The following is a 26404-nucleotide window of genomic DNA, read 5'->3' as shown; positions in this document are numbered from 1 at the left end:
TAAGAAAGCACTTTAACAAGTTGTACGCAGGTGCGTGACGTCGCCGGCGGCCAGTGCGTGCGGGCCGTCGGCGGCGAGCACCACTAGGCGGCCGTCGGCGTCAAGGTCCGAGGCAACGCCTTCCAGGAAAGTGCCGTCCGGCAGCTCCACTCGCACCGATCGCCCGAAGGTCGCCGACAGCTCGCGGTAGTCAGGCAGGATCGTCGATGGGTCTCCAGAGGCATCGACCCAGTTCTGGTAGCGCCCAGCAAGCTCACGTAGTACCGCTGCCATCACAGTCGCCCGGTCTGTGGTCGCAGCACCCTCTAGAGCCAGTGAGGTTGCCACATCTGTTGGCCGCTCATCCGCCTTGAGAGTCACGTTCATCCCGATGCCCACAACAGCCGCAGGCCCGTCCGGCGTATCCACCCGCTCCAGCAGGATCCCTGCCAGCTTGCGGTCATCCACCTGTACGTCGTTGGGCCACTTCACCTGAGCTGGGATCTCGCCAACACGCCGTACGGCGGCTGCTACGGCCAGGGGAACCAGCAGGCCCAGCCACGGCCACCGGCCGGCCGGGACTGCCGCAGGGCGCAGCAGAGCTGACATGAGCACCGCAGAACGCGGCGGAGTGGTCCACGTGCGCCCCAGACGGCCTCTACCGGACGACTGGTACTCAGCGGCCACTACGAGACCCTCAGCAGCTCCAGAGCGCGCTGCTGCGGCCACGACGGCATTGGTGGACTCCGTCTCGGCCAGTACGTCGATGCGCGTCCACAGCGCGCCAGGTCGCACCAGACGCCCCTGCAGGAAGCGGGCGTCCAGCGGCGGCCGGTCCAGATCGCCGAACATCAGCCGGTGTTCTGCAGGCCGGCGGCAACGCCCGAAACGGTCAGCAACAGCAACCGCCTGGTCCTGACGATCTGCTCCTCGTCCAGTGAGTCGTCCGTCCGCAGCGTCCGGAGCGCTCGCAGTTGCAGGTAGCTCAGCGCATCGACGTACGGGTTGCGCAGCTCGACCGCACGGCCCAGCACTCGCCGGCCGGCCAGTAGCCGGTCGCCGCCGAGCACCTTGAGCACCCACTCGGTGGTGAGCTCGTGCTCGTCCAGCATCTGCTGGGTCAGGTCAGCGCGGTCGCCCAGCTCCAGGTATCGCCCGAGAATGCGCCGGTCCGTCTTGGCCAGCGACATCTCTGCGTTCTCCAGCATCACCTGGAACAGCGGCCAGTTCTTGTTCGCGTCCTGCAGTACTGCGACGTCGCCGACCGCCGCGAGCGCCGAGCCCAGCCCGTACCAGCCCGGTGCGTTCACCCGCGCCTGCGACCACGCGAACACCCACGGGATCGCCCGCAGGTCCTCCAGCGAGGACACCGCGACGCCACGCCGCGCAGGCCGCGAGCCGAGCGGCAACTGTCCTAGCTCCTCCAGCGGAGTCACCCGACCGAACCACTCCGCGAACCCAGGCGCCTTCACCAGCTTGTGGTACGCCGTACGCGCAGCCTCGTCGAGCGTCTTCTCCACCACCGCGAACCGGTTCGCGGCCGCCAGGGCACGCTCCTCGATCGCAGGAGTCGACGCGAGCAGCGTCGCCGCGGTCACCTGCTCGATGTGCCGCTGGGCGATCGCCGCGTTGCCGTAGCGCGCCGGGATCGCCTCACCTTGCTCAGTGAGCTTGAACCGGCCAGCAACCGAACCTGGTGCCTGGGCGAGCACAGCGCGGTTCGCGGGACCGCCACCACGTCCCAGCGCTCCCCCGCGACCGTGGAACAGGGTCAGGCGGATCGCGTTGCGCTGGGCCCAGGCGGTGATCCGCGCCTGCGCGTCGTACAGGGCGAGTGTCGCCGAGACCGGGCCGACGTCCTTGGCGGAGTCGGAGTAGCCGAGCATGACCTCGAAGCGGCGGTCGTTGGCAGTGAGGCGGTGCCGGACCCGGGTGAGCTGGATCGCGTTGTCCAGCACCTCCACGGAGTTCTGCAGGTCCTCACCGGTCTCGAACAGCGGTACGACGTCCAGCTCGATCGGGCGACCGTCCATGGCCGCGTCCGCCAACTCGTAGACGGCAGCGAGATCGCCTGCATTGCGAGTGAAGGACACGACGTACCGACGGCAGGCCTCGGGGCCGAAGCGCTGCTGGATCTGCCCGATCACCCGGAGCGTCGCCAGCACCTCCTCGGTCTGGTCGGACAGCTCGCCACCACTCAACACCTCTTCAAGTGCCTTGGTGTGCACAGAGGAGTGCTGACGGACCTCCAGCTCGGCCAGGTGGAACCCGAAAGAGCTCACCTGCCAGATCAGCTGTTGCAGCTGCCCGTACGCCTGCCGAGGCGCGCCGGCCGACACCAGCGAGTCCTGCAACACCTTGAGCTCGTGCAGAAGGTCTGCGGCCCGCGGGTAGCCGAAGTCGGCGTCGCGAGCACGGGTCGCTGCCAGGCGGCGGGCTGCGAGCAGCAGGAGCTGCCGGTGTGGCTCGGAAGGCGACCTGGTCTCGATGTCCGCGATGAGTTCGGGGTTGGCCGCTCTCGCATCCTCGAGGATCCGGCGGACCGGCGCCGACGGCGGGGTGGTCGCGGCATCGACGGTCAGCGCGCGGCCCAGTTCGTCGGTGGCCCGCTCGAGCGCCCGGAGTACGTGATCGGCCTGGATCTGCATGGCTTCCCGGGTGATCGCGGCGGTGACGTTCGGGTTGCCGTCGCGGTCGCCGCCGATCCAGGAGCCGAGCCGGACGAACGGCGCCACCACCGGCTGCTTGATCCCGGCCTCGTCGCCGGCCAGGGCGTCGTCGAGCCGCCGGTAGACGTTGCCGACGACATCGAACAGGGTCTCCTCGAAGACGGCCATCGCGGAGCGGACCTCGTCGAGCGGGGTCGGCCGGCTGGTCCGCAGCTGCGACGTACGCCAAAGGATGTCGACCTGCTCCACCAGGCGGCGCTGGTTCTCCGACAGCTCGCTGTCACCGGCGCGCGGATCGCTGCGCGCTTCCAGTAGCGAGGAGATCCGGCGAATCGTGGCCAGTACTGCGCGGCGCCGGGCCTCCGTCGGGTGTGCGGTCAGCACCGGGCGGAACTCCAGCCCGTTGAGCAGCGCACGAGCCTGCTGCACGCCGCTGTCCTTGGCGATCTGCTCGACCGCCTGGGCCAGCTCCGACACGGCCGGCGCGTCCGACGAACGGTCGCGCGCCCGGAGTACGCGGGAGCGGTGCAGCTCCTCGCTGAGGTTGGTCAGGTGGAAGTAGCAGGTGAACGCGCGGGCGACGTCCTCCGCGCGCTCGTGCGGCCAGGAGGCGACCAACTGCTCGGCGGCTTCGCCGTCACCGGCGATGGTGAGTTCGCGCAGCTTCTCGACATCGTCCAGCAGCGGCTGGCCGGCGTACTCGACCAGGATCGTGCCGAGGATCTCGCCGAGCAGGCGGACATCGCCGCGCAACTCCTCGGGGACCTCGAAACGTGCGCGGGTACGGGTGCGGGCGTTCGCCTGACTGCCGGTCTCGGTCACGTTCGCCCACGATATCTGTGCGGGCGGTCTCTTGGCGCCTGGTTCCGAGGTGTGGGCGGGAATCGTCACACCGCGTTCACAACTCGCGTACTAAACGGAGCCGAAGCCGCCGGAGACGACTTGGGAGACGGTTCTGGCCAACTCGGCCGGGGTGCGGTCGGTGCCGTCGACGACGAGCATCCGGGCGCAGCTCTCGGTCATCGAGGCGAGCAGCTCGGCCAGTACCGGCAGGTTCGCGTCCGGATCGGTGACGCCGGGCAACGACTTCAGCAAAGTCAGCCGCAGCCCCTCGACCAGGAAGGCGCGGGCGGCCAGCACCCGGTTCGCCACCACCGGCGCCGCGCCGTACTGCGCGCCGAAGACGATCCGCCACGACTGCGGCGACTTCGCCACCGACTGGAGGAAGGCGGTCAGGCCTTCGAGGACGTGCTCGGCCGGCGTACCAACGGTCGGGTCGGCCGGTAGCGCGGCGACGATCGAGATCACCAGGTGCTGCTCCTCGCGGGCCAGCAGGGCCAGCAGCAGCTCGTCGCGGTTCGCGAAGGAGTCGTAGACCACCGGCTTCGTCACCCCGGCCGCATCGGCCACCGCCTGCATCGTCGTACCGGCGTAGCCGCGTTCGGAGAAGACCTCCAGCGCGGCGTCCAGGATCATCGGCCGCCGGCGCTCCGGGCCGAGGTGCGCGGCCCGCCGGCGCGGAGATTCCGCAACCGGTTCCTCGGAGCTGACCACTTGACAAAGCTATCAGCTCGTAGGAAATTCCTACGGTCTGGTAGGAATCCGTTCCCGCTGTTCCGGAACGGGTTTCCCGCACACCGCCGGGGGAGGACTGGGTGGCCGAACGAGGCACTGCTCGGTGGTTGGAGGCGGGTGATCTCGCGACCTTGGAGCTGGCTGAGCTGTCCCGGCTGGTCGACCGGACCTCGGAGCGGGAGCTCCGGCATCGGCTCATCGGGGGTGTGCGAGAGGTCGCGTTGCGCGAGATCTTTCGACGGATGCCGGAGTACCTTCGCCCGGCCCGGGCAACCGGGTTCGAGGCGGTGATCGCCTGGCAGATCACCGGCGCCGGCGGTGGCGGCGTCGACGAGTACCTGATCCGCGTCCACGACGGCCGCTGCGACGTCCTCGACGGGCACACCGCCCAGCCGGAGATCTCGGTCCGCACCGATCCGGCGACGCTGCTGAAGATCGTCACCGGCAACGAGGATCCGGTCACCGCGGTCCTCAAGCAACGCCTCTCGGTCCGCGGCGATCTCGCCCTGGCGGCCCGGCTCACCAAACTCTTCGTCGTCGGTCCACGCTGAACCGTCCCCGTACGGCGCCCGGCGTACCGATCGGTAACGTTGCGGCCGACATCACAGCACACGAAGGTGCTCCGGGCCGTTAGGCTGCCCGATTATGGGAGAGACCGTGAACATCCACACCACCGCGGGCAAGATCGCGGACCTGGAGCAGAAGCTGGACGAGGCCGTCCACGCCGGGTCCGAGCGGGCGGTGGAGAAACAGCACGCGCGCGGCAAGAAGACCGCCCGGGAGCGGATCGCGCTGCTGCTCGACGAGGGCTCGTTCTCCGAGCTGGACGAGTTCGCCCGGCACCGGTCCACCTCCTTCGGCCTGGACGCGAACCGCCCGTACGGCGACGGCGTGGTGACCGGCTTCGGCACCATCGACGGCCGCCAGGTCTGCGTGTTCGCGCAGGACTTCACCGTCTTCGGCGGCTCGCTCGGTGAGGTGTTCGGCGAGAAGATCGTCAAGGTGATGGATCTGGCGATGAAGATCGGCTGCCCGCTGATCGGCATCAACGACTCCGGCGGCGCCCGGATCCAGGAAGGCGTCGTCTCGCTCGGCCTGTACGGCGAGATCTTCCGCCGCAACGTCCGGGCGTCGGGGGTGATCCCGCAGATCTCGCTGATCATGGGTCCCTGCGCGGGCGGCGCGGTCTACTCCCCCGCCGTCACCGACTTCACGGTGATGGTCGACGAGTCGTCGTACATGTTCATCACCGGTCCGGACGTGATCAAGACCGTCACCGGTGAGGACGTCACGCAGGAAGACCTCGGCGGCGCCCGGACGCACAACACCAAGTCCGGCAACGCGCACTACCTGGGCACCGACGAGGAAGACGCGATCGACTGGGTGAAGGCGCTGGTCTCGCACCTTCCGCAGAACAACCTGGAGGACCCGCCGGCGTACGACTTCGAGGCCGATCTCGACGTCAGCGAGACCGACGCGGCGCTCGACACGCTGATCCCGGACTCGCCGAACCAGCCGTACGACATGCACGCGGTGATCGAGGCCGTGGTCGACGACGGCGACTTCCTCGAAGTACAGGCTCTTTTCGCCCCGAACATCCTGGTCGGCTTCGGCCGGGTCGAGGGCCGGCCGGTCGGCGTCGTCGCGAACCAGCCGCTGCAGTTCGCCGGCACCCTCGACATCGACGCGTCCGAGAAGGCGGCCCGGTTCGTCCGCACCTGCGACGCGTTCAACGTGCCGATCCTGACCTTCGTCGACGTCCCCGGCTTCCTGCCCGGCACCGACCAGGAGTGGAACGGCATCATCCGGCGCGGCGCCAAACTGATCTACGCGTACGCCGAGGCGACGGTCCCGATGATCACCGTGATCACCCGCAAGGCCTACGGCGGCGCGTACGACGTGATGGGGTCCAAACACCTCGGCGCCGACATCAACCTGGCCTGGCCGACCGCCCAGATCGCGGTGATGGGCGCCCAGGGCGCCGTCAACATCCTGCACCGGCGCGAATTAGCAGCAGCCGCCGAGGCCGGTGAAGATACAGAAAGCACCCGGCAGCGGCTGATCACGGAGTACGAGGACCACCTCGCCAACCCGTACATCGCCGCCGAACGCGGCTACATCGACGCCGTCGTCAAACCCAGCGAGACCCGCTCCGAGATCGTCCGCGCCCTCCGCCTGCTGCGCACCAAACGCGACACCCTCCCCCCGAAGAAGCACGGCAACATCCCGCTCTGATCGGAGCTCCTGATGACCGACCCCGTACTGCGCATCGTCAAGGGCGACCCCACTCCGGAAGAGCTGGCCGCCCTCATCGCCGTGGTCACCGCCCGCGCCACCGCCCCCGCCCCACCCCCCGACACCACCCGAGCCAGCAACTGGTCCAGCTACTGGCGCAACGCCCGAACCCCCCTCCGCCCCGGCCCCAACCAATGGCGCGCAAGCGCCCACCCGTGATGCGCCCAGATCAAGCAGCCGGGATCCTGCGCGACCTACTCCGTGCGGACGCCGTCGACCTGTCCGCGCCGGCGTCGACGGACTTCCCCCGGACCTGGACAACCTTCCAGCGGTTCGCGTCCATCCCGGTAGAGGATGTCGCTGGTCCCGATGAGGACGGGGACGGCGTACTGATCCAGTTCGGCGTCTATGACTGGGGCGACGACGCCGGAGAACACTTCTCGTTCGACCTCACCCGGCAGTTCATCCGCCTGGTCGACGACGAGCAGGCAATCAGCCAGCTCCACTGCACTTTCCTGTACGACGTAACGCCGGCTCTCCGCAGCCTGCCCAGCGAAGAACTGTGGTCCTTCGGCCCCGATCACCGCGAGTACTTCGCCCGCGTCGCGGCAACTCCCGCTTTCCAGACAGTCCTCTCCCTCCCCCACCCGCCTCGCCGCCTCCAGGTCGAGTACGACCCCGACGTCTGCTAGTCACGTGGGGCAAAGAGGCGGCCCAACTCCTCGTCGCGTGCTCAACCTCCTGCTATAGCAGGGGGTGAACCCCGCCAAGAGGAGCGAACCCCAACACGAGGACCGCGCCCTCGAGTGCCTACGCCGAGGGGGCTCACAGGTTTGCGCTTTGGCCGAGCCAACGCGCTTGGGCCTGGTTCGGGCCGTTTCTGGGGTTGGTGTGCCGACGGACATGAGGTGTCGGGCCTCTGGTTCCGACTTCACACGTGGCCAGGGGTGGTCGGGCCGCCCTTGGCCGACACCTCATGTCCGTCGGTACACCAAAGGTCGGCACGGCTGGCAGAATCGGCGTATGGCCAAGTACGAGGTCAATGCCAGTGCGGTCGAGTACGCGCGGAAGTTGATCGAGGGCAAGCAGTATGTGCTCGAGAGTGATTGGGGTGCGGTTCAGCCGCATGCTGATGCGGAGAATGCGTTTCTGGAGAAGCATTCGTGGGACGAGTACGCCGCTTGGCATCTCGGGTTGACCGACGGAGCCAACGACGAAACCAAGGCCCGGTATGCCTTTGTTTATGGCGATTTGAGGCGTATCCACCGGTCAGGGCTGATCGCCTGCGTGTATCGCGCCGCCGAGTGGCGGCACAAGAAAATCGAGATCGCCGCGCACGAACTGCTCCAACTCTTGGACGCCAAGGCTGGAATCATCTGAGGGTTGAATCCGACGAGCGAACCGGGGAAGCACGTGAAGCGGATTGTGGGAATGGTGCTGGCTGGCGTTCTGCTGGCGGTTCTCGGAGTTTCATCGGCGTCGGCTGAGCGGCAGGTGGGGCTGGGGCAGTTGACTGAGTTGGTGGCGCAGCGGATCGAGGTCGGGGATCTGGTGGCGGCGTCGAAGTTCGGCACGGACAAGCCGATCGACGACCCGGCACGGGAGAAGGTCGTTCTCGACCAGGCGCGCGCTTCGGCGATCCAGCTCGGCATCGACCCGGACGAGACCGTCATCTTCTTCCGCGACCAGATCGAGGCGAGCAAGGTCGTGCAGCGCGGACTCTTCGCGCGCTGGACCGCTCACCCGGACCAAGCGCCGACCACCCGCCCCGACCTCAACGAGATGCGCCTGAAGTTCGACCAGCTCACCACCGAACTGCTGCACCAACTACGCAGTACGACGTACGTCCGCCACACCCCCATCCGCTGCGCCGTCGACCTCACCACGAGCAGCATCGTCACCGGCGTACAGCACCAGCTGGACCACCTCCACACACAGGCACTGACCGAAGCCGTAGCCGATATCTGCAGCTAGCTCCGTCGGAAGCGGATCAGGGGATAGGTCGCCTGGGGTGTCGTTTCTGTGGTTGCTGCGTCGGGGCTGCCCTTGGTTGGGCCGGGGAAGGTGGCGGCGCCGTCGAGGATCAGTCCGTACTGCGCGGCGCGGGCGACCAGGTGAGGTAGGGCGTCCTGGGACTGCTTCTCGGACTGGCCCCGGCCCGAGGCGTAGCGGGTGGAGTTGGGCTTCTCGGTCGTGGTGATGAAGACGCCACCGGGACGGAGTACCCGGGCGACCTCGGCCAGGACCGGCTCGCTGTCATCCAGCAGGTGGAGCAGCCAGACGGCGACCACTGCGTCGCAGCGCCGATCCGCGAAGGGTAAGACAGTGGCATCAGCCGCGGCGACGTGACCGGGAAGCCGCACCTTGGCGTGCTGGAGCATCGCGGACGACAGGTCGACCCCGTGCACCAGGTTGCCTAGAGCAACGAGTTCGGCGGCGACGATTCCGGTGCCGACGGCAAGCTCCACGACGCGACCACCGCGACCGCCGCCGTCAGGCAGGAGCGAGTTGACGGCCGCCGCGGCTGCCTGAGCGCGCCCGGTGCCGCCGCGGGTCTCGTCGTACCGGGCTGCTTCCACCTCGTTGTACTCGAACTTCGCCGGGCTCTGCCAAAGCGCCGGCCACGGGATGCCGACCTCGGCCAACATCCTGCGCAGCAAGGGCAACGAGACTCCGACGACGTTGTGGTAGTCGCCCTCGATCCCGGTCACGAACGGCCCGCCGAGACCGTCGACGGTGAACGAGCCGGCCACGACCAGCGGCTCACCCGTCTCGACATATGCGTCGATCTCGTCGTCGGTGAGGTCGGCGAAATGTACGACCGTCGAGGCGAGTTCGCGCAGCTCGCGCCGCGTGCTGGTGTCGAAGATGCAGTGCCCGGTGTGCAGGATGCCGGACCGGCCGCGCATCGCGCGAAGCCGTTCGCGCGCGACCTCCGCCGTACCGGGTTTGCCGTAGGCGACACCATCGATCTCGAGCACCGAGTCGCAGCCGAGCACGGTCGCGTGATCGTCCAGCGTGGCAACGACCGCACGCGCCTTCAACACGGCCAGCGTGCGCGCCAGCTCGCCCGGCGAATCGGCCGTGACGTTGTCCTCGTCGACGCCCGACACGATCACCTCGGGCTCGACGCCCGCGTCGCGCAGCGTCTGCAACCGGGCCGGTGACGCCGACGCGAGCACGAACCGCGGCCGCTTCACGGCGTTCACAGCTTGGCGAGGGCGCGGCGGAGCGGGTCCAGCCCGATCGAGCCCAGATCCAGGGCACCGCGGTGGAAGGCCTTCAGGTCGAACGATGCGCCGGCCCGCGCCTTGGCTTCCTCGCGCGCCTGCAGCCACATCCGCTCGCCGACCTTGTACGACGGCGCCTGCCCGGGCCAGCCGAGGTACCGGTTCAGCTCCGCCTTGAGGAACTCGGTCTCCATCCGCGAGTACGCCCGCAGGAACTCGAACCCGAGCTCGGCGTTCCAGGTCTCCCCCGGGTGGAACCCGAGCGGGTTGTCCCGCGGAATCTCCAGCTCCAGGTGCATCCCGATGTCCACGATCACCCGGGCCGACCGGAACCCCTGCGCATCGAGCATCCCGAGCCGGGCGCCCGGCTCTTCCAGGTAGCCGAGCTCTTCCATCAGCCGTTCGGCGTACAGGGCCCATCCTTCGCCGTGGCCTGAGACCCAGCAACCGATCCGCTGCCAGCGGTTCAGCTGGTCGCCGCGGAGCATCGTCTGCGCGACCTGGAGGTGATGCCCGGGCACGCCTTCGTGGTACACGGTGGTGACCTCGCGCCAGGTGGCGAAGTCCTCGACGCCGGCCGGCACGGCCCACCACATCCGGCCCGGCCGGGTGGTGAGGTCCTCGCTCGGCGCGGTGTAGTAGATCGACCCGTCGGAGGTCGGCGCGATCATGCACTCGATCCGCTTGATCTCGTCCGGGATGTCGAAGTGCGTCCCGGCCAGATCCTGTACGGCGGAGTCGGCGAGCTCCTGCATCCAGTCCCGGAACGCCTCCTTGCCGTGGATCTTGCGGGCCGGATCGTTGTCGAGCAGGGCCGCGACGGCCTCGATGGTGCGGTCGCCGTTGTTCAGCGAGGCGGCGATCTTCTGCATCTCGCCCTCGATCCGGGCCAGCTCCTGCCAGCCCCAGAGGTAGGTCTCCTCCAGGTCGACAGCGGCCCCGAGGTGGTTGCGCGAGGCCAGTTCGTACCGCTCGCGGCCGACCGCGTTCCGGTCCGGTGCCTGCGGGGCCAGGTCGGTCTTCAGCCACTCACCGAAGCTCTCGTACGCCTTGCGCGCACCGGCCGCAGCCGCCTCGACCGTTGCCTTGATCCCGGTATCGGGTGCCTGGGCCGCGAGTCCGCCGAAGAAGTCGTCACCGTCGGATCCGGTCCAGCTCGAGATGCGGTTGGCGAGATCGTTCACCTGCCGCAGCGCCGAGACCCGGCCGGCCGCGGCCTGCTGCGCCACCGAGTCGCGGAACCCGTCCAGCGCCGTACCGACCTGATTGAGCCGGATCGCGATGATCTCCCAGTCGTCCTCGGTCGCGGTCGGCATCAGGTCGAACACCCCGCGCATCTCCGCGGGAATCGACGCGATGGCGTTCAGCTCGTACTGCGGTACGCCGGCCTCGTACGTCTCCAGCTCGAGTCGCAGCCGCTCCAGGAACGCGTCCTTGGCCACCTCTTCGCGCGGCGTACCGGGCTCGATCGCCTCGGCCTCGGCGATCGACCGGCGATGCAGCTCGACCAGCGCCTCGAACCCGGCCGGCGAGTAATCGGGCAGCCGGTGGTCGTGCCCCGCGATCCCCATGAAGGTGGCATCGGTCGGCGAAAGCTTGACATAGGCCTCGAGGAACCGCTCGGAGACCTGGTCGATCGGACTGGTCGGTGTCGTCGCATCCGTCACCCGGCCGACCCTACCCGCGCGTCGGTGCGCGATCGAACCTATTCGGCTTGGAGGCTGTCGGGCGCGGCCTGGCGCCAGGAGTCGAGCAGGATGTCGCGCAGCTCGCCCTCGTCCTCGAGCGCCTCCAGCCGCGCCCGCACCCAGCTCGACCCGGCCTCGTGCGGCGGCACCCAGAACTTCTCCGGCTCCGCCGCGATCAGCTCACTCCGCTCCAGCCGCGGGCACTTCACCGCGAACGACGTCTGATCGTCCGGCACCGTCACGAACATCCGCCCCGCCACATCGAACGTCGGATGCCCCCACCGCTGCTTCTCCACCGTCCCCGGCAACGACAACGCAACCCGGCGGACGTCCTCAGCATCAAGCACCCCTCAACCTTAGTGATTGGTAGCTTGCGAGCGTGAGTTTCTGGATTCATGGGATGGACGACTCGCTCGAACCGCTGGCACTGCGGCATCCGGAGTGGCGGTTCAGCTACGGGGACACGCCGGCTGAGGCGGAGTACGAGGTCCTGGTGGCGGGGCGGCCGACGCTGGAGTTGCTGACGGCATCGAAGCGGCTGCACACGTTGGTGATCCCGTTCGCGGGAGTGCCTGCGCAGACCGCGAAGTTGCTGGCCCAAGTGCCCGGAATCGCGGTGCGGACGGTTCACCACACCGCCGGTCCGACCGCCGAACTCGCCCTCGGACTCGTGCTGGCGGCAGCGAGGTCCCTGATACCGGCCGACCAAGCGATGCGAAAGGGCGATTGGACCCCACGCTTCGTCCCGCCCAGGCCGACGATGCTCCTGGCCGGCCATCCCGCGGTGGTCGTCGGATACGGCGAAGTCGGGCGCCGCGTCGCCCGCTCGCTCGCCGCCCTCGAGATGGAGGTCCACGCCGTCCGCGGCAGCATCACGACCCCGTACGCCGATGGCGAAGCACTCGTCCATCCCGCGACCGAGTTCCGCACCCTCATCCCCCGCGCGCGCGTCGTAGTACTGGCCGCTCCAGCAACCCCCGCAACAACCGGTCTCCTCGACGCGCTCCTCATCGCCCAACTCCCGACCCCCAGCGTCGTAGTCAACGTCGCCCGAGCAACCCTCCTCGACGAGGCAGCCCTCTACACCCGCCTCGAAACCGGCGAGATCGCCGCCGGCCTCGACGTCTGGCCCACCGAAGCCACCTCCACCGACCCACCCCCCACCAACATCACCGCCTCCCGATTCCCCTTCCACACCCTCCCCAACGTCGTCCTCAGCCCCCACCGAGGCGGCGCCTTCTCCCTCCCCGAATCAACCCCCCTCCGCCAAACCGCCCTAGAAGCAACCCTCACAAACCTGGCAAGCAAAGCTGACGATCGCGACCCCGACAAACCGCAACCAACCTCATCGCCCAACACCGATCATCTCGGCTAGTACGGCACCGGCAACCGTCTGCACGGCCTATCCCTCGCCATCGGGCTCCGCAGTCGCTGACGTGATCTGACGGCCGGCTCGCCTCTTCGGTGTCGACTCGGCCTGCACCACTCTCATCGGCGCCGGTCGCCGTCCGATGCTCTTCTTCGTGCGGTGCTTGCGGTGATCCTCGGGGGTGAGCTGAGAGACGCGTTGATGGCTGATCCCCAGCAGAGGTCCGGTGTCTCGAACGCTGTAGGTCCTGGTGAGCTCGATCGCGAGTTCCCGGGTCTCGCGCTCCAGCACCTTTTCCCTCAGCACGAGGTCGGCGCGCTGCCCACGAAGCTCGTTCGCCCGGACGACCAGCGGATCGCTGACGTCGTACGACCAGCTCAGGTCGAGTTCGCCGACGGCGTCATCGGGAAGGTCCGCGCCCAGCACGATGATCTCGCGAACGTACCGCTCGAGAGCCGTCAGGCTGGCCGCGTAGGTCTGCGTCCCCTCCAGCCCGGGCACATCCGCCAGCCACTGATCCCCTTCCCGAGTCACATGCACCTGGTAGGTCGTCATCCCCTCAGCCACCCCTTCCCGAGCGCCGGTTCGAGTTGCTTTTCTATCGCGTCGAGCGTTCCGATCGGTATGTCACCGCCGTGCGCGGGCACCGTGGTGTGAGCGGTGCTCGTCGTGCCGTCGGCCCGCGTGTACGAGACGGAGTACCGCTTGTGCGAGCCGACCTGACGCGTGAACGTTCCGCCCGCCTTCTCGATCGTCCGGATCACTTCTCTTGCCTTCCCAACTGTATGTCTAGCAACTAGACAGCGCAAGCGGCAAATCGCTAGACACGATCGCGTCTAGCGATTTGCCGGACGATGGTCAGCGGCGGCGGCGGGAGGGGAGGGCGAAGGTTGCTACGAAGGCGCCGAGGGTGACTATGGCGGTGCCTACCCAGACGGCGGGGACCAGGCCGTTGACGTACTCGGTCGGGGATTCGTAGGAGCCGGCGGAGGAGAAGACCGAGGCGAGGACGGCGACGCCCATCGCGACGCCTACCTCGCGGATGGTGTTGTTGGTGCCGGAGGCGACGCCGCGGTCCGTCTCCGAGGCCGAGTGCATGACCACGCTGGACGCGGGGGCGAAGGTGAGGCCCATGCCGATGCCCGCCAGGATGAACGGGACGAGGAGTGCCCCGAAGCCGGTCTCGGTCGTGGTGACGAGGGCGATCCAGCCAAGCGCGGTGGCAAGCAGGAACTGCCCGGTCGCGATCAGGACCCGCGCACCGACCCGGTCGACGATCAACCCGGCCAGCGGGGCGACGACCATCGGCGCCATCGTCCACGGCAGTGTCCGGATCCCCGACTGCAGCGGCGTGTAGCCCTGCACCACCTGGAAGAACTGCGCCAGCAGGAACACCGCACCGAAGACGCCGGCCGAGAAGGTGAACAGGGTCACGTTGATGACGCTGAACGACCGCGACCTGAACAACCGCAGCGGCAACATCGGCGACTCGGTCCGGCTCTCCCACACCAGGAAGCCGACGAGCAAAGCGACTCCACCGATCAACGCGGTCAAGATCCGGCCAGACGCCCAGCCGTCATCCGAACCGTGCACGACACCCCACACGATGCTGAGCACACTCGCCGCGGACAACACGAGCCCGACCAGATCGAGCCGCTTGCTCCCACCGAACGACTCCTGCAGAACCCGCGCCGCGAACGGCAGCACCAGTACGCCGATCGGCACATTCAGCCAGAAGATCCACTGCCAGTTGAGCCCGTCCACCACAGCCCCGCCGACGACCGGCCCGACGGCGACGCCGAGCCCGGAGATCCCACCCCAGATCCCGATCGCCGCGCTGCGTTGCTTAGCCGGTACGGCGGCCGCCAGCAACGTGAGCGACAAAGGCATCACCGCAGCCGCTCCGACTCCTTGGATCGCGCGTGCCCCGATCAGCATCCACGGCTCCGATGCGACCGCGCACGCCGCCGAGGCGAGCGTGAACAGCGCGATCCCGAACAGGAACATCCGCCGCCGGCCGATCCGGTCCCCGATCGCCGAGGCGGTCAGCAGCAGCGCGGCGAAGGACAGTGTGTAGGCGTTGATGAACCACTGCAGGTCCGTCAGCGAGGCGCCCAGCTCGGACTTGATCACCGGCAGGGCATTGGTCACCACCAGGTTGTCCAGCGTGACCATGAACATCGGGATGCCCACCACGGCCAGCACGGTAGCCAGCGAGCGGCGTACGGACGTCCCGTCCAAGCCCGGTTCGAGGGCGGTCGAGGTCATCGGAGTCTCCTTGTTGTTATTCACTGATAACTACGTCTGACCACAAAGTATGCATTGACTGATAACATGTCAAGCGAAAGCAGCAGAAAAGGAAAGAACCCTCGCTCCGCTCGGGGGTGGGGTTGTAGTCGACCGAGGAGAATCCGTGACGAAGACCCGACTGACCGCCGCCGAGCGCGGCGAGGAGGTCCTGCAGGCGGCCGTGGTGGCGTTCGGCGCCGCCGGTTACCAGGGCACCAAGACCGACGAGATCGCCCGGTTGGCCGGCGTCTCGCAGCCATATGTGATCCGCCTGTTCGGCACCAAGCAGCAGCTGTTCATCGCCGCCAGCAACCGGGTCTGCGACCGGGTCGAGCAGGCATTCCGGCGCGCGGCCGAGAAGCGGGCCGACCTGGAGAGCCTCGCCGGCGCGTACGAGGACCTGATGTCCGAGCGCGAGTTGCTGGTGGTGCTGTTGCACGGCTTCGCCGCGAGTGGCGAGCCGGCGATCGGCGACGTGTCGCGGCGGCGCTTCGGCGAGATCTTCGACCTGGTCCGCGAGCTGACCGGCGTCTCGGCCGAGGAGGCCCGGCAGTTCCTTGCCACCGGCATGCTGCTCACCGTGATGACGGCGATGCAGGTCGCCGGACCGGAGCGGATCCCGCTGCCCTGGGCCGAGGAGCTACTGGGGACGATGAAGATCCATCACCGGTCGGAGACGGACTGACCGGACGCGAACCAGACCACCGCGGTCGCAGCGGCCAGCGCGGCGACCGTCACCAGCAGCGATCCCGGTACGTCGGCGCCCCGGATCACCGCCGCCGACACCGCGACCACCGGACCGAGCAGGCCGGCAATCGTTGCTGGTAGCAACCATCGCCGGAGCGCGCGCCGGTGCACCTTCCCGTACGACGGGATCTGTGCGGCGAACGCGGACGCCAGATGCACCACCAGCAAGGCGATCCCGGTCAGCACGAGCCCGAAGCCGAGGTCGCTCGGCGCCCGGATGATCCAGCCGGCCACGATCACCAGCATGAACAACGCGGCCGCCGTCGAGTCCGGCAACACCACGCAGGCCAACAACAACGGCACCCCGGCCACCGGAACCACATCCAGCTGATCCCACGGCTGCAACCCCGGCACCACCAGCGCCACCACTCCACCCACCGCAACAGCCAACCGAGCCAGCAACGAAGCCATCCCCGCCGCCCGCAACTCGGCCAGCCATTTGGTAATCCGTTCGGCCAGGCTCATGAGCGCATCCGGGGGGCTGAGGCCAGGCGGCTGGCGTCTCGGAGGACTTCGTCCAGAGTTCCTGCGCCGCGCCAGCGGACGGTGGGTACGCCGAGGTCGCCGAGGCGGTCGAGTTCGGAGCGGCGTTCCAGCATCCGCAGTCGCCAGGCCAGCGGCCAGTTCTTCGCGTCGTGCTGTTCCGGGTCGATCACGTCGCCGACGTCGGGCGGCAGCGTGTCGACGGCGATCACCGTGCAGCCCGAGTGCACCAGCGTGACGATGTAGCCGAGCATCGACGTGCGCAGCAACGGGCTGAGCACCAGCACCAGACTGTCCGACCGAACACGGTGCCGCCGAGCAAGCTGCTCCTCGTCCTGCTGCCGCCCCTTGCGATCCGCATGCACCAGAACATCAAGGATCCGCCGCAGATGCGCCCGCCCACTACCGGCCCGCACCCCTTGCACCGCAGTACCGGTGTCTACCAGCCGAACGCGATCGCCATGGCGCAGGTAGTGCTCAGCGATAGAAGCAGCAGCCCGTACTGCGGTGTCCAAGCTGCTCGACCGACCGTCGATGCCTTCACTGATGCCGACCTCCCCGCCAGTGTCGAGCAGGATGACCACCTCGGTGTCCCGGTCCGACCAGGTCGACGTGACATGCAGTTCACGAGTCCGTGCAGAGACAGCCCAGTTGATGCGACGCAGGCGATCCCCAGTACGGAACGGGCGAACCCCTGCGAGCTCAGTCCCCTCACCAGGACGCCGCGACCGGTGTAGCCCGACCAGCCCCGCAGGCCGGGGTACAGAATCAACCGCCTCGAACCCTTCGCGCAGTGGCAACGTACTGACGCTCAGCGCTTGTGTAGAAGGCACCGGCACCCGATAGGCGCCCAGCACCGACGTAGCGATCACTTGGGGCTTCTCGAGCTGCCGGATCCCCCAGCGCTCAGACCGTACGCCGACCTCGAGCGTGACCACGCCGTCAGCGACCGGCTCGGCCACAGCCGCGTAGACCGGGTCATAACGGAACCACCGAGACCGTGGCAGCGCAGCGACGATCAGATCGATGTCAGGGTCCAGTGGACTGTCCACCTGCAACCGGTAGGTCGTGGCCTGCCCTTCGAACAACACATCCACATCGAGCTCGGTATGCAGCTCCGGTTGTTCACTAGGCCGGAAGAACCGTCCCCAGACCGCCACGACCGCCAGCGGGAGACCGAACACAGCCATGTCCGGCCGACGGGCGAGTACGGCGACCACGAGCAACGCCGCCGATACCCCGACCGCCCGCACCTGTGCGTGCGTCGGCCGCCAGTTCATAGCGCAGCGTCTTGGACGCTACCGGTGGCGACGGTAGGCGGAGCCGGGACAGAACCGAGCACTGCCCGAACCACCGTCGCACCAGTCACCTCATGCAGCCACAGCTCAGGCCGGACCGTGATCCGGTGTGCCAGTGCAGGGATAGCGACAGCCTTGACGTCTTCCGGTACGACGTAGTCGCGCCCCTGGATCACCGCATAAGCACGTGCCGTGAGTAGCAGCGCCAGTGATCCACGTGGTGAGGCACCGACCAGCACCTGGCTGTCTCGACGAGTCGCGGCAGCCAGCTCAACGCAGTACCGGCCTACTGTGTCGTCGACGGTGACCGTTTCAACTGCTGCTTGTGCAGCGCGCAGCCCGTCTGCATCGGTGACCGCCTCGACGGTCTGGTCCTCGGAACGGCGACCCATCCGGCGCTGCAGGACTTCCCACTCCTCAGCGGCAGTCGGGTAGCCGAAGGCGATGCGGAGCATGAAGCGGTCGAGCTGCGCTTCCGGCAACGGATATGTGCCTTCGTACTCAACCGGGTTCGCAGTAGCCAACACGTGGAACGGCACAGGCAGCGGGAAGGTCTGGCCTTCCACTGTGACCTGGTGCTCCTGCATGGACTCCAGCAGTGCCGCCTGCGTCTTCGGTGGCGTCCGGTTGATCTCGTCGGCCAGCAGCAGGCCGGTGAAGATCGGACCAGGGCGGAAGACGAACTCCGAGTTCCGCTGGTCGTAGACGAAGGCGCCGGTCACATCGGACGGCAGCAGGTCCGGAGTGAACTGCACCCGGCGGAACTCCAGCCCGAGCGCCTGCGCGAAGGACCGCGCGGCCAGCGTCTTGGCCAGCCCCGGGTAGTCCTCGAGCAACACGTGGCCGCCGGCGAGGATGCCCGCCAGAACCAGCTCCAGCGCCTCACCCTTGCCGACAACGGCCTCGCCGACCCGGTCCAGCACCTTGCGGCTCAGCGCCGAGACCTCCGCCAGCCCCAGTTCGCGATCAGTCACGGGTTCCTCACAGCTTCTCGATGGTCTCTACGGCCTGTTCGATCTCCGCGAACGTCGCGGTCCGTGCCTCGGTCCCGCTGATCAGCGTCCACACCTGGTCACCGACCAGGGCGCGTGCCCGGTCCGGGTCCTGCACCGGGTCGATCCCATGCCGGTGCACCAGCCGGTCGTTGGTCAGCTCCTGCAGCAGAGGCCGGATCCGCCGGGCGAACGTCTGCGATCCCTCGCCGGCCCGGCGCTCCCGGTCGGACTCCTGCACCCAGGTGGCCAGGAACTGGGTCCGGTTGTCGCTGTTGCGCGACGCCCGCGACTCGGCGAACTTCTCGTCCTGCCGCGACGGCCAGGACGACTCCAGGATCTGCGGGGCGACCAGCCGCAACGCCAGCGTCGCGAAGCCGATCGACAGCCCGGCACCGACGAACCACAGCGGCTTCGGCTGCGTCCCGGCCAGCCCGAACGCGGCGATCGTCAGCAGGCTGATGACCACGGCGATCCCGACGTGCTGCACCAAGATCTTCCTCATCGGGCAGCCTCGGTCTCTTGAAGATCCCGCTCCATCGCAGCTGTCAGCTCGTCGCGCAGCAGGATCAGCGCCTCGCGCGCCTGGCGCCGGGCTTCTTCAGTCGAGCCATGTGTCGAGTACCTCGCCTCGCGATACAGCTCGGCCAGCCGGAGTAACTGGCGTTCGGAGATCCCACCCACACCGAGCACGCGGACAGTGAACTCGGCCGGCGTCTCCGACGAGGCCCGTGCAACTCCTGCCGAGGCAGCCGCATCCTCCAGCGCTACCCAACAGGCGATCACCGCGTCAGTCGCCGTACCTGAGTCCACAGTGGCGAGGCTCGAGTCCACTGCCTCTGCCAAGCGGTTGACCTTCAACCGTTCCCAGTCGGCTTCCTGCTCCGCATCGGGCAGTTCAACCTTGCTGAGCACTCTGTAGAGCGTCCTGACGAGCAGGAGTGCGACCAGCGCGATGGCGGCGTAGAACAACGCCTGCCAAAGCGCCTTCACCCAGTCCGGTATCTTCACCGGCTTCACGGGTTTCTGCGACGGCGGTGCAATACCCGTCGGGGCAGTCACCTGCGGGGTCTGTGTGGGTACCGGTACGGACCGCGGTGACGAGCTGAGCGTGCTCTCGCTCACCGGCCGCACACTGCCGCCCGCAGACGCCAGTACGACGAGCGCGACGGCCGCGACGCCGAGCATCACCACGGCGACGATCGCCATGGTCCCGTGACGTCTCGGCTGCATCCGGGAAGAGTAACCGCTGACCGGGGGCGTACTCAGAACCCAGTGTCCAGCCAGGGAAGGCGGTTGCCGAGGAAGGCGGCCGAGGTTGCCCGAAGAGCACCCGGCGTACGCTCCTCCACCAGCCCGGCAACCCTTAGCCGTTCCAGGGACGGCCTGCCGAGGTACACAGTCCCCAGCTCCCGTACGCCGAGGCGCAGGTCGGCCGGGCGATCCGTCTTCTCACAGGTCGCACCTTGCGGACCACCAGTGAGATGCCAGGAACCTGCGTTCCACTCCAAGTCGTCCTCAACCGCCAGCACTACGTCGATCTCGGTCGCATAGGTCCGTCCTGCCAAGGCTCTGCCGACGTCGACGACCCTGACCCAGTGCCCGTCTCTCAGCATCGCGTTGGGAGACCGTGGATCAACCAGGAGAGTCAGCAACGGGTCATCGCAAGGCAGGAGCCCGTAGAACGTGTGGGTGAGCAGGTCCTGGTCGAGCAGGAACCGCCAGAGCGCCATGTGCGACGCCAGGTCCTTCGCGTGCACCCGGTGGACGTCGACATGGTTCCGGTCGGACCGCTTCGTCCGGTAGTGCGCGTACCCGGTCGTCTCACCGTCCTTCTTGGCAACGACGCAACGCATCGGGGAGGCATTGCTCGCATCGGTGACGACCGTCTCCCCGATGACATGTTCCTTCCACCGATCGTCGAACTGGAACATCCCGGGCCGATCGAGCGCCAGCGTGTTGCGCAGCGCGGTGCAGACCTCGAGCGACGCCATCGGATCGGCGTACGAGATGCGTACGTCGTCGATGCCGGCCACCTCGCGCAGCGCACGAGCCGCCTTCGGCACCATCACCTCGAACTGCTCGGAGGCCAGCCCGTACCCGAACCGCCCGTAGATCGCCGGCTCGCTCGCGGTCAGCGAGGCCACCGGCTCCGCGCCCGTCTCGTACAAGTCGGTCAGCTGCCGCCGCATCAGCTCCCGCAACACCCCGCGGCGCCGATGGGTCGGCAGCACTCCCACCATGCTCACGCCCGCCACCGGCAACTGCGCCCCCGGCACGGTCAGGTCGAGCGACAGGGCACACGTATGCCCGACGATCACACCGTCCTCGGTCGCGACCAGGCTCCGGCCCGGCTCCCAGATCTTCCGCTCGGCCTCCAGCTGCGCTTCATTCCAAGGCGCCGCGAACGAGAGTCCCACCAACTCCAGGATCTCGCCCCAGCCGCCACCGAACCGCCCCACCTCGATCGCCATACCCCTTGCCTACCAGATTTGCGCGGTCTACTCGATCGGTTCGGTGAGGACACCGATGACCTGCGGGGCCACCGGAGGCTCCTCGAAAGCGGGGACCGGGTGGAGTAGCTGGGCTCGCAGGGTCGCGGCGAGGTAGAGCACGGAGCCGGCTGTGACGACTGCCATCAGGGTGAAGATCACGTGGTAGCTGACCAGCGAGACGAGGATCGCGCCGAAGGCCAGGCTGGCGGCCTGCGGCGTGCCCATCACGACCTCGACGGCCGTCGAGGTGCGGCCCATCAGGCGCAGCGGCGTACGGCGCTGGATCAGGGTCATGAAGGCGATGATCACCAGCGGGATGCTGTAACCGAGCAGCGGTACGTCGAGCATCAGCACCGGCAGACTCTCCGTCGCGGCGATCACGGCCAGCGACACCGCGAGCACCAGCGCACCGACCGCGAACGCGCCCACCTCGCCGATCCGCCGGACCCACCAGGTCGCGGTCAGCCCACCCAGCAGCGCCCCGATGCCCTGCACGGTCACGATGACGCTGACGAATTCGACCGGTTTGCCGAAGACGTCGATGATCGCGTAGATCGAGGCCTCGCTGAAGCCGAGCACGAGCAGCATCAGGCCGAGCCCGACCAACGTGTGCCGCAGGATCCGGTCGGACCACAGATGCCTGATCCCACCGCCCATCTCGGTCAGCCAGTTGCCCTCGGATCGCTCCGGACGGCTGTCCCGCACCGTCATCGAGCCGATGATCACCGCGGCGGCGACGAAGGTCGCCGCATCCAGTACGGCGACCGCCCAGCCGCCCAGCCACGCGAACAAGCCGGCCCCGATGATCGGCCCGATCAGCCGGAAGCCCTCCTTGACCGTCTGCAGCGACGAGTTCGCCTGCACCAGGTGCTCATCGCTGACGGTCTCCTTGAGCAGGCCGTTGAGTGCGGCCGGCAAGACGATCATCGAGATGCCGTAGAGGAACGCGACACCCCAGACGATCCACACGTCGCCCGCGTCACGGACCAAGGTCAACGGCAAGACCGCGACCGCCGAGGCCAGACTCCCCCAGGCCAGCACGAGTTTCGGCCGCATCCGGTCGACGAACAGTCCGAACACCGGCGCGATGAAGCTCGGCAAGGCCATCCAGAAGAACGTCAGCCCGGCCTGCGCGTTCGAGCCGGTCAGGCTCTTCACCCACATGCTCAGCACCAGCAGCATCACCGAGTCGCCGAACATCGACGTCGCCATCCCGGCGAACAACCGCCGGAACCCGGCCGACGCGAACATCGCGCGCATCAGCTCTCCTCCGCCGGCGTCTCGTCGGCAAGCCCGTACGTCGGAACGCCCCAGCTCACCAGTGCGCACAACCGCGACCCGGGCGGCCGGAGCGCCGGATCCTCATGCCGGCCGAAGTGCTTCATCAACACTTCCCGTACTGCGGTGTTGGCCGCATCGAGTTCCTCGGCGGTCAGCCAGGCCATCGACTGCGTCGCGTTCGCCGCCTTCCGCCACTCGGCCGGCTCCTCCGGCGCCCGGACCTGGCTCTCCAGCAATCGCTCGCGCTCCCGGTTCACCATCACCTCGGTCAGCGCCCGCCCGGCCAGCTGCAGCTCGGCGCCGAGCGGCCCGTCCTCCTCGTCGCCCCAGCTCATCCCCAGATGCTTCATCTGCCAGGGCCGCTGCCGCCCGGTCCCGCCGGCGGCCTCCTCGACGAACCCGTACTCCGCCAGTTTCCGGAGGTGCCACGAACAGTTGGCCGGCGTCTCGTCCAGCCGATCGCCGAGCTCGGTCGCCGTCATCGCCCCGTTCACCGTCAACTGCTCCACGATCGCGATCCGCACCGGATGCGCCATCGCCCGGAGCGTCCGCGCATCCGTCACCCGCCGCTGCCTGAGATCCATGCGTCGAAAGTACTCTTTCGAAACACTTGTTGCAATAGCGCGGCGCCGACCTCCTGCCCCGGGAGGTCGGCGCCTGATCTCTAGAGGGTGATGGACCAGTTGGTCAGGGTGCCGGTGTCGCCTGGGCCGTTGTCGCCGATGCGTAGGGTCCAGGTACCAGTTGCGCTCTCGGTACTTGCCGGGGTGACGCTGTAGGTCCTGCTGGCCGGAAGCGGGTGGCAGGTGGTGCCGCCGTACCGCTGCAGGTAGTACCAGCGGCCGCTCGGCGAGACCAGGCTGATGTTGAGGTCCTCGAGGCAGGTGTGGTTGCCCTCGACAACAACCGTGAGGGGGCTGGCGGCCCGGCCGGTCGCGGTCGACTTGATCGGGCTGATCGTGGTCTGGAAGTCGCGGATCGGGAAGTCCGTGCCGTTGCTGAAGGTGCGCCCGCCCGGAGTACCAACCGGCTGGGTCCGGGCCGTCACGACCGCACTCTGCTTCGATTTGTTGCCTGCGGCATCCTTTGCCTGGATGGTGAAGGAGTAGCTGGTGTCAGCGGTGAGTCCGCTGACGGTGGCCGAGGTACCGGTGACCGTGGTCGCCAGGGTGGTGCCGTTGTACACGTCGTATCCGGAGACGCCCACGTTGTCGGTGGACGCATCCCAGGCCAACGAGACGCTGTCGGTCGTCGTACCGGTCGAGCGCGGGTTGCCGGGCGTGGTGGGCGCCTCGCTGTCTGGGTCGCCGGGTCCACCGTCGCCGGTGAGCAGCGTCAGGTTCCACTTGGTCAGCGCTTCGTTGATGGGCTGGAAGATCGAGTTGCCCGAGTCGCCGGTCACGCAACTGCTGTTGCCGCCCGAGTGCAGGCCGACCGCCTTGGTCCCGCTGAGCCAGGCGCCGCCGGAGTCACCACCCTCGGAGCAGGCGTTGGTCGTGGACAGCCCGTCGATCACCACGTTGCCATAGTCGATGGTCTGGTTGACCGCCGTGACGGTGCCACACTCCCAGTTCGGCGCGGTGTTGCCCGAGTGACAGACCGGGTCGCCGACGATCGCCTCGGCCGAGCCGCTCACCGTGACGGCCGGCTGGCCCCAGGTGTTGACGTTCGGCGAGATCGTCCAGCCGCTCTCAGTGACGTCCACCAGGCCCATGTCACCTTCGCGGGCGTTGATGCTGTGGGTACCGCCGACGTTCGACGTACCGATCTTGTTGCTCTGCCCACTCGCCCCGTACGCCGCCTGGTTGGCGTCGTTGGTGCAGTGACCCGCGGTCAGGAAGTGCTTGCCGCCTTGGGCATCCGTCGCCGGGAACCCGACGGAACAGTTGCTTTCACTACCCGGCCACCACGGGTCACCCGGGTTGACCTCACCTGACTGCTGACGATGTTCGGTGGTCACCTGCACCACCTGTACGCCGTCGCCCAGCCCGCGGACGGCGCCGTACGCACCTCGCGTCCGCACCACCACCTTGTTCGACACCGGGTCGATTCCCCAGCTCTGCAAGCCTTTCCCGCGATCGGCCCGGGCGATCTTGTCGACCTTGGCCAGCAATGCATCGAGCTGCGCCTGGCTGCGGGTGACCAGCTTCGGAGTCGCACCGGACTGCCGGACGCGCTCGGCTTCCCGGGCGTCGGTGACCGCGACCACGAGCCGTCCGGCCGGGTCGATCCAGCGGCCGGCCTGCTGCTCCTGCGAGCTGGGCAGCTTCGCCGAGATCGCGTGTGCCTGCAGGGATTGCCGGACCTGGGTCGGCTGCTGGTTCTGGTGCACTTGCGGAGCCGGCTGGGCGGCCAGGGCGGCGCCGCCGAGCGGGACGAGACTGACGACGGTTGCCAGCACCGCGGCTCCGCCGAGCGCGGCGACGGCCTTTCTACGCTGGGATTTCATGGTTCTCCTCGAATTCCTCGGGGTGGGGTGGCCCGACCCTAGGAATGAATTCAGGAGAGCGAAATCAGTCGCTTGGTTTTCACAGTTAAGTTGCTTTGATCAACAGTTCACAGCTGTCAGTCCCACCGGAATCCGTACCGGCCAGGCCCGAAATTCAGCGCCACGCCATGCACGGACTCCCGCGGATCGACCGGTACGGCGATCTCGTCCGACTCGTCGAGCTGGAAATACCGCTCGCAGTACGCCGGGAGGCCGGCCGGGTCGAAGCAGACCTCGAGCACATATTCGCGGACCGGCAACCGGAACTTCCGCTCGTAGTTCGTGGCCGGTGGATACGGCGCGGAATTCACCAGCTCGTGTTCGGTGATCACCGTGTCGCCTTTGCGCAGCGGGCGCTCGAACAGGAGTTCTGCGACGAGCAGGCCGTCGGCAGGCCGTAGTACGGTCCGGCCCAGGTGGCAATGGCGTAGCGGTCTGATCGTGGGCAGCGGGCGGTCGTGTTCGTCGAGGTGCATGATCACGACCCAGCGGTCCGGGCCGTCCGCTTCAGCACGCAGTACCTGGCGGGAGTGGTAGGACCGCTCACCACCATCGGCGCTGATGAAGACACGGTCGTGCTGGCTGATCCTGGTCAGCCGCTCGTCCCACTTGATGTCGACCTCGCTGACGGCCTCCTCCACCGCGTCAGGCCGCGGCCAGAACGCCGCCACCTCGGGCGAAACCGGCACGGTGCTCAACCACCGTCCCCGCCGCCGCGGTGGCCCCAGCGAGGCGAGCAACGACCCGGGCGGCACCTCCAGCACACTTTCCAGCAGCTCGACCGCCGCCAGCGACTCCCGCCGCTCCGGCCGCGACCGCCCCGACTGCCAGTAACTCAACGTCGCCAGACTGATCGAGACCCCTTGCGCCCGCAACCGATCCCGGATCCGCTCCAGCCCCAGCCCGCGCGCCCGGATGGCCGCGCGCAACACCCGCGCGAACTCACCCCCCGCCTGCTCCAACGGCTCCGGCATAGTCCGCACCCTAGCCAGCCACCTCACCCCACGGAACCCACCAGCCCCTTAACTGTTAACTCCAAGCACCCTCGGTTAACTCGAAGCACCCTCGGTTCGGCGGGGTTATCCCCTCAAACTGTGGGTTGGCACCCGGTATGCACGCAGGCAACCCACAGTTTCAAGGGACAACCCACGAAACCGGGGGTTCGCCGGCCGCTCGGGGGGCAAGGGGGTGGGGTCACCTACTCGGCCGAGGGGGACACCTACTCGGGGGCGGGGTCAGCGCACACCATGTCCGCAGACGCGGCAAGGTGTCCGGACCCACGAGTTCCGGACGGCCGGAGCGGGCAATGGGGGGTGGGCTCACCTACTCGGCCGAGGGGAACACCTACTCGGGGGCGGGGTCAACCCACACCTTGTCCGCAGACGCGGCAAGGTGTCCGGACCCACGAGTTCCGGACGGCCGGAGCGGGGAACGGGGAGTGGGGTCACCTACTCGGCCGAGGGGAACACCTACTCGGGGGCGGGGTCAGCGCACACCTTGTCCGCAGACGCGGCAAGGTGTCCGGACCCACGAGTTCCGGACGGCCGGAGCGGGCAATGGGGAGTGGGGTCACCTACTCGGCCGAG

27 protein-coding genes are annotated in these 26404 nt (G+C 68.0%); 8 read left to right on the top strand and 19 right to left on the bottom strand.

The features are described 5' to 3' along the window. Nucleotides 1-12: 12 nt before the first annotated feature. The 3 genes from ABZ004_RS24375 to ABZ004_RS24365 all read right to left on the bottom strand — a co-directional run bounded on the left by ABZ004_RS24375 (nt 13) and on the right by ABZ004_RS24365 (nt 4202). The gene (locus ABZ004_RS24375) at nt 13-831 is read right to left on the bottom strand and encodes a biotin--[acetyl-CoA-carboxylase] ligase (RefSeq protein WP_355683047.1); all 819 of its coding nucleotides are present in this window, start codon (nt 829-831) and stop codon (nt 13-15) included. After that, nucleotides 831-3470, bottom strand: a complete 2640-nt coding sequence (locus ABZ004_RS24370; RefSeq protein ID WP_355683045.1) for a phosphoenolpyruvate carboxylase — start codon at nt 3468-3470, stop codon at nt 831-833. The genes ABZ004_RS24375 and ABZ004_RS24370 overlap by 1 nt, the downstream gene beginning before the upstream one ends. A 90-nt stretch (nt 3471-3560) precedes the next feature. Further along, entirely contained in the window at nt 3561-4202 is a 642-nt protein-coding gene (locus ABZ004_RS24365) for a TetR/AcrR family transcriptional regulator (RefSeq protein WP_355683043.1), read from the bottom strand. A 101-nt stretch (nt 4203-4303) separates the two neighbouring features. On the opposite strand from ABZ004_RS24365, the gene ABZ004_RS24360 reads away from it, so the two are divergent. From ABZ004_RS24360 to ABZ004_RS24335, 6 genes are all read left to right on the top strand, one after another. Then, a complete protein-coding gene (locus ABZ004_RS24360; protein ID WP_355683041.1) occupies nt 4304-4774 on the top strand; it encodes an SCP2 sterol-binding domain-containing protein in 471 nt (156 codons plus the stop codon). A gap of 94 nt (nt 4775-4868) precedes the next feature. Then, the gene (locus ABZ004_RS24355) at nt 4869-6458 is read left to right on the top strand and encodes an acyl-CoA carboxylase subunit beta (RefSeq protein ID WP_355683039.1); all 1590 of its coding nucleotides are present in this window, start codon (nt 4869-4871) and stop codon (nt 6456-6458) included. 12 nt (nt 6459-6470) lie between these two features. Continuing rightward, nucleotides 6471-6677 carry an acyl-CoA carboxylase subunit epsilon gene (locus ABZ004_RS24350; protein WP_355683038.1) on the top strand — a complete coding sequence of 69 codons (207 nt, stop codon included), beginning with the start codon at nt 6471-6473 and terminating at the stop codon, nt 6675-6677. Then, nucleotides 6674-7150: a hypothetical protein gene (locus tag ABZ004_RS24345; protein ID WP_355683036.1), complete on the top strand. Its 477-nt coding sequence runs from the start codon at nt 6674-6676 to the stop codon at nt 7148-7150. Before ABZ004_RS24350 ends, ABZ004_RS24345 begins: the two co-directional genes overlap by 4 nt. A gap of 331 nt (nt 7151-7481) precedes the next feature. Beyond that, nucleotides 7482-7838 (top strand): hypothetical protein, encoded by a 357-nt coding sequence (locus tag ABZ004_RS24340; protein WP_355683034.1) that lies wholly within the window; start codon nt 7482-7484, stop codon nt 7836-7838. Between the two features lie 33 nt (nt 7839-7871). Beyond that, the gene (locus ABZ004_RS24335; protein WP_355683033.1) at nt 7872-8432 is read left to right on the top strand and encodes a chorismate mutase; all 561 of its coding nucleotides are present in this window, start codon (nt 7872-7874) and stop codon (nt 8430-8432) included. On the opposite strand, the gene ABZ004_RS24330 is transcribed toward ABZ004_RS24335, so the two are convergent. From ABZ004_RS24330 to ABZ004_RS24320, 3 genes are read right to left on the bottom strand one after another with little or no spacing between them, the layout of a single operon-like run. After that, on the bottom strand, nt 8429-9658 hold the full coding sequence (locus tag ABZ004_RS24330) for a Maf family nucleotide pyrophosphatase (RefSeq protein WP_355683032.1): 1230 nt from the start codon (nt 9656-9658) through the stop codon (nt 8429-8431). The genes ABZ004_RS24335 and ABZ004_RS24330 overlap by 4 nt on opposite strands. Nucleotides 9659-9663: 5 nt before the next feature. After that, the gene (locus ABZ004_RS24325; RefSeq protein WP_355683030.1) at nt 9664-11355 is read right to left on the bottom strand and encodes a DUF885 domain-containing protein; all 1692 of its coding nucleotides are present in this window, start codon (nt 11353-11355) and stop codon (nt 9664-9666) included. 38 nt (nt 11356-11393) lie between these two features. Further along, on the bottom strand, nt 11394-11723 hold the full coding sequence (locus ABZ004_RS24320) for an MmcQ/YjbR family DNA-binding protein (protein WP_355683029.1): 330 nt from the start codon (nt 11721-11723) through the stop codon (nt 11394-11396). A 32-nt stretch (nt 11724-11755) separates the two neighbouring features. Here ABZ004_RS24320 and ABZ004_RS24315 point away from each other — a divergent pair, with 32 nt between their 5' ends. After that, the gene (locus tag ABZ004_RS24315) at nt 11756-12751 is read left to right on the top strand and encodes an NAD(P)-dependent oxidoreductase (protein WP_355683027.1); all 996 of its coding nucleotides are present in this window, start codon (nt 11756-11758) and stop codon (nt 12749-12751) included. Nucleotides 12752-12778: 27 nt separating this feature from the next. Here the strand turns inward: ABZ004_RS24315 and ABZ004_RS24310 are convergent, their stop codons facing one another. From ABZ004_RS24310 to ABZ004_RS24300, 3 genes are all read right to left on the bottom strand, one after another. Then, nucleotides 12779-13300, bottom strand: coding sequence for a hypothetical protein (locus ABZ004_RS24310; RefSeq protein ID WP_355683025.1), 522 nt, complete (start codon nt 13298-13300; stop codon nt 12779-12781). After that, complete coding sequence (locus ABZ004_RS24305) at nt 13297-13509, bottom strand: type II toxin-antitoxin system HicA family toxin (RefSeq protein WP_355683023.1); 213 nt, start codon at nt 13507-13509, stop codon at nt 13297-13299. The genes ABZ004_RS24310 and ABZ004_RS24305 overlap by 4 nt, the downstream gene beginning before the upstream one ends. A gap of 94 nt (nt 13510-13603) precedes the next feature. After that, entirely contained in the window at nt 13604-15013 is a 1410-nt protein-coding gene (locus tag ABZ004_RS24300; protein ID WP_355683021.1) for a DHA2 family efflux MFS transporter permease subunit, read from the bottom strand. A 145-nt stretch (nt 15014-15158) separates the two neighbouring features. On the opposite strand from ABZ004_RS24300, the gene ABZ004_RS24295 reads away from it, so the two are divergent. Further along, nucleotides 15159-15719 (top strand): TetR/AcrR family transcriptional regulator, encoded by a 561-nt coding sequence (locus ABZ004_RS24295; protein ID WP_355683019.1) that lies wholly within the window; start codon nt 15159-15161, stop codon nt 15717-15719. Here ABZ004_RS24295 and ABZ004_RS24290 read toward each other — a convergent pair. The 10 genes from ABZ004_RS24290 to ABZ004_RS24245 all read right to left on the bottom strand — a co-directional run bounded on the left by ABZ004_RS24290 (nt 15698) and on the right by ABZ004_RS24245 (nt 25792). Next, nucleotides 15698-16246, bottom strand: coding sequence for a hypothetical protein (locus ABZ004_RS24290; protein WP_355683018.1), 549 nt, complete (start codon nt 16244-16246; stop codon nt 15698-15700). The two genes, ABZ004_RS24295 and ABZ004_RS24290, sit on opposite strands and share 22 nt — an antisense overlap. After that, on the bottom strand, nt 16243-17544 hold the full coding sequence (locus ABZ004_RS24285; RefSeq protein ID WP_355683016.1) for a DUF58 domain-containing protein: 1302 nt from the start codon (nt 17542-17544) through the stop codon (nt 16243-16245). Before ABZ004_RS24285 ends, ABZ004_RS24290 begins: the two co-directional genes overlap by 4 nt. Further along, nucleotides 17541-18536, bottom strand: a complete 996-nt coding sequence (locus ABZ004_RS24280; protein ID WP_355683014.1) for a MoxR family ATPase — start codon at nt 18534-18536, stop codon at nt 17541-17543. The genes ABZ004_RS24285 and ABZ004_RS24280 overlap by 4 nt, the downstream gene beginning before the upstream one ends. Before the next feature lie 7 nt (nt 18537-18543). Then, a complete protein-coding gene (locus ABZ004_RS24275) occupies nt 18544-19059 on the bottom strand; it encodes a hypothetical protein (protein WP_355683012.1) in 516 nt (171 codons plus the stop codon). Then, on the bottom strand, nt 19056-19787 hold the full coding sequence (locus ABZ004_RS24270; protein ID WP_355683011.1) for a DUF4129 domain-containing protein: 732 nt from the start codon (nt 19785-19787) through the stop codon (nt 19056-19058). The genes ABZ004_RS24275 and ABZ004_RS24270 overlap by 4 nt, the downstream gene beginning before the upstream one ends. A 32-nt stretch (nt 19788-19819) precedes the next feature. After that, on the bottom strand, nt 19820-21028 hold the full coding sequence (locus ABZ004_RS24265; RefSeq protein WP_355683009.1) for a GNAT family N-acetyltransferase: 1209 nt from the start codon (nt 21026-21028) through the stop codon (nt 19820-19822). Between the two features lie 27 nt (nt 21029-21055). Beyond that, entirely contained in the window at nt 21056-22309 is a 1254-nt protein-coding gene (locus ABZ004_RS24260; protein ID WP_355683007.1) for an MFS transporter, read from the bottom strand. Beyond that, complete coding sequence (locus ABZ004_RS24255; RefSeq protein ID WP_355683005.1) at nt 22309-22914, bottom strand: helix-turn-helix domain-containing protein; 606 nt, start codon at nt 22912-22914, stop codon at nt 22309-22311. Before ABZ004_RS24255 ends, ABZ004_RS24260 begins: the two co-directional genes overlap by 1 nt. 80 nt (nt 22915-22994) lie before the next feature. Next, the gene (locus ABZ004_RS24250; protein ID WP_355683003.1) at nt 22995-24779 is read right to left on the bottom strand and encodes a proprotein convertase P-domain-containing protein; all 1785 of its coding nucleotides are present in this window, start codon (nt 24777-24779) and stop codon (nt 22995-22997) included. A 116-nt stretch (nt 24780-24895) separates the two neighbouring features. After that, nucleotides 24896-25792, bottom strand: coding sequence for an XRE family transcriptional regulator (locus tag ABZ004_RS24245; protein WP_355683002.1), 897 nt, complete (start codon nt 25790-25792; stop codon nt 24896-24898). Between the last annotated feature and the right edge of the window lie 612 nt (nt 25793-26404).

Origin of the sequence: Kribbella sp. NPDC006257 (assembly GCF_040613535.1) — a bacterium.
In the GTDB taxonomy this organism is placed as follows: Bacteria; Actinomycetota; Actinomycetes; order Propionibacteriales; family Kribbellaceae; genus Kribbella.
Note: the sequence above shows the minus strand (reverse complement) of the source record. Positions and strands in the feature narration are given on the sequence as shown.

What these genes read in the sequence shown, in the direction of transcription:
- ABZ004_RS24375 (WP_355683047.1), bottom strand. Translation starts at nt 831, where the DNA reads ATGTTCGGCGATCTGGACCGGCCGCCGCTGGACGCCCGCTTCCTGCAG.
- ABZ004_RS24355 (WP_355683039.1), top strand. Translation starts at nt 4,869, where the DNA reads ATGGGAGAGACCGTGAACATCCACACCACCGCGGGCAAGATCGCGGAC.
- ABZ004_RS24350 (WP_355683038.1), top strand. Translation starts at nt 6,471, where the DNA reads ATGACCGACCCCGTACTGCGCATCGTCAAGGGCGACCCCACTCCGGAA.
- ABZ004_RS24340 (WP_355683034.1), top strand. Translation starts at nt 7,482, where the DNA reads ATGGCCAAGTACGAGGTCAATGCCAGTGCGGTCGAGTACGCGCGGAAG.
- ABZ004_RS24310 (WP_355683025.1), bottom strand. Translation starts at nt 13,300, where the DNA reads ATGACGACCTACCAGGTGCATGTGACTCGGGAAGGGGATCAGTGGCTG.
- ABZ004_RS24300 (WP_355683021.1), bottom strand. Translation starts at nt 15,013, where the DNA reads ATGACCTCGACCGCCCTCGAACCGGGCTTGGACGGGACGTCCGTACGC.
- ABZ004_RS24290 (WP_355683018.1), bottom strand. Translation starts at nt 16,246, where the DNA reads ATGAGCCTGGCCGAACGGATTACCAAATGGCTGGCCGAGTTGCGGGCG.
- ABZ004_RS24285 (WP_355683016.1), bottom strand. Translation starts at nt 17,544, where the DNA reads ATGAACTGGCGGCCGACGCACGCACAGGTGCGGGCGGTCGGGGTATCG.
- ABZ004_RS24275 (WP_355683012.1), bottom strand. Translation starts at nt 19,059, where the DNA reads ATGAGGAAGATCTTGGTGCAGCACGTCGGGATCGCCGTGGTCATCAGC.
- ABZ004_RS24270 (WP_355683011.1), bottom strand. Translation starts at nt 19,787, where the DNA reads ATGCAGCCGAGACGTCACGGGACCATGGCGATCGTCGCCGTGGTGATG.
- ABZ004_RS24265 (WP_355683009.1), bottom strand. Translation starts at nt 21,028, where the DNA reads ATGGCGATCGAGGTGGGGCGGTTCGGTGGCGGCTGGGGCGAGATCCTG.
- ABZ004_RS24260 (WP_355683007.1), bottom strand. Translation starts at nt 22,309, where the DNA reads ATGCGCGCGATGTTCGCGTCGGCCGGGTTCCGGCGGTTGTTCGCCGGG.
- ABZ004_RS24255 (WP_355683005.1), bottom strand. Translation starts at nt 22,914, where the DNA reads ATGGATCTCAGGCAGCGGCGGGTGACGGATGCGCGGACGCTCCGGGCG.
- ABZ004_RS24250 (WP_355683003.1), bottom strand. Translation starts at nt 24,779, where the DNA reads ATGAAATCCCAGCGTAGAAAGGCCGTCGCCGCGCTCGGCGGAGCCGCG.
- ABZ004_RS24245 (WP_355683002.1), bottom strand. Translation starts at nt 25,792, where the DNA reads ATGCCGGAGCCGTTGGAGCAGGCGGGGGGTGAGTTCGCGCGGGTGTTG.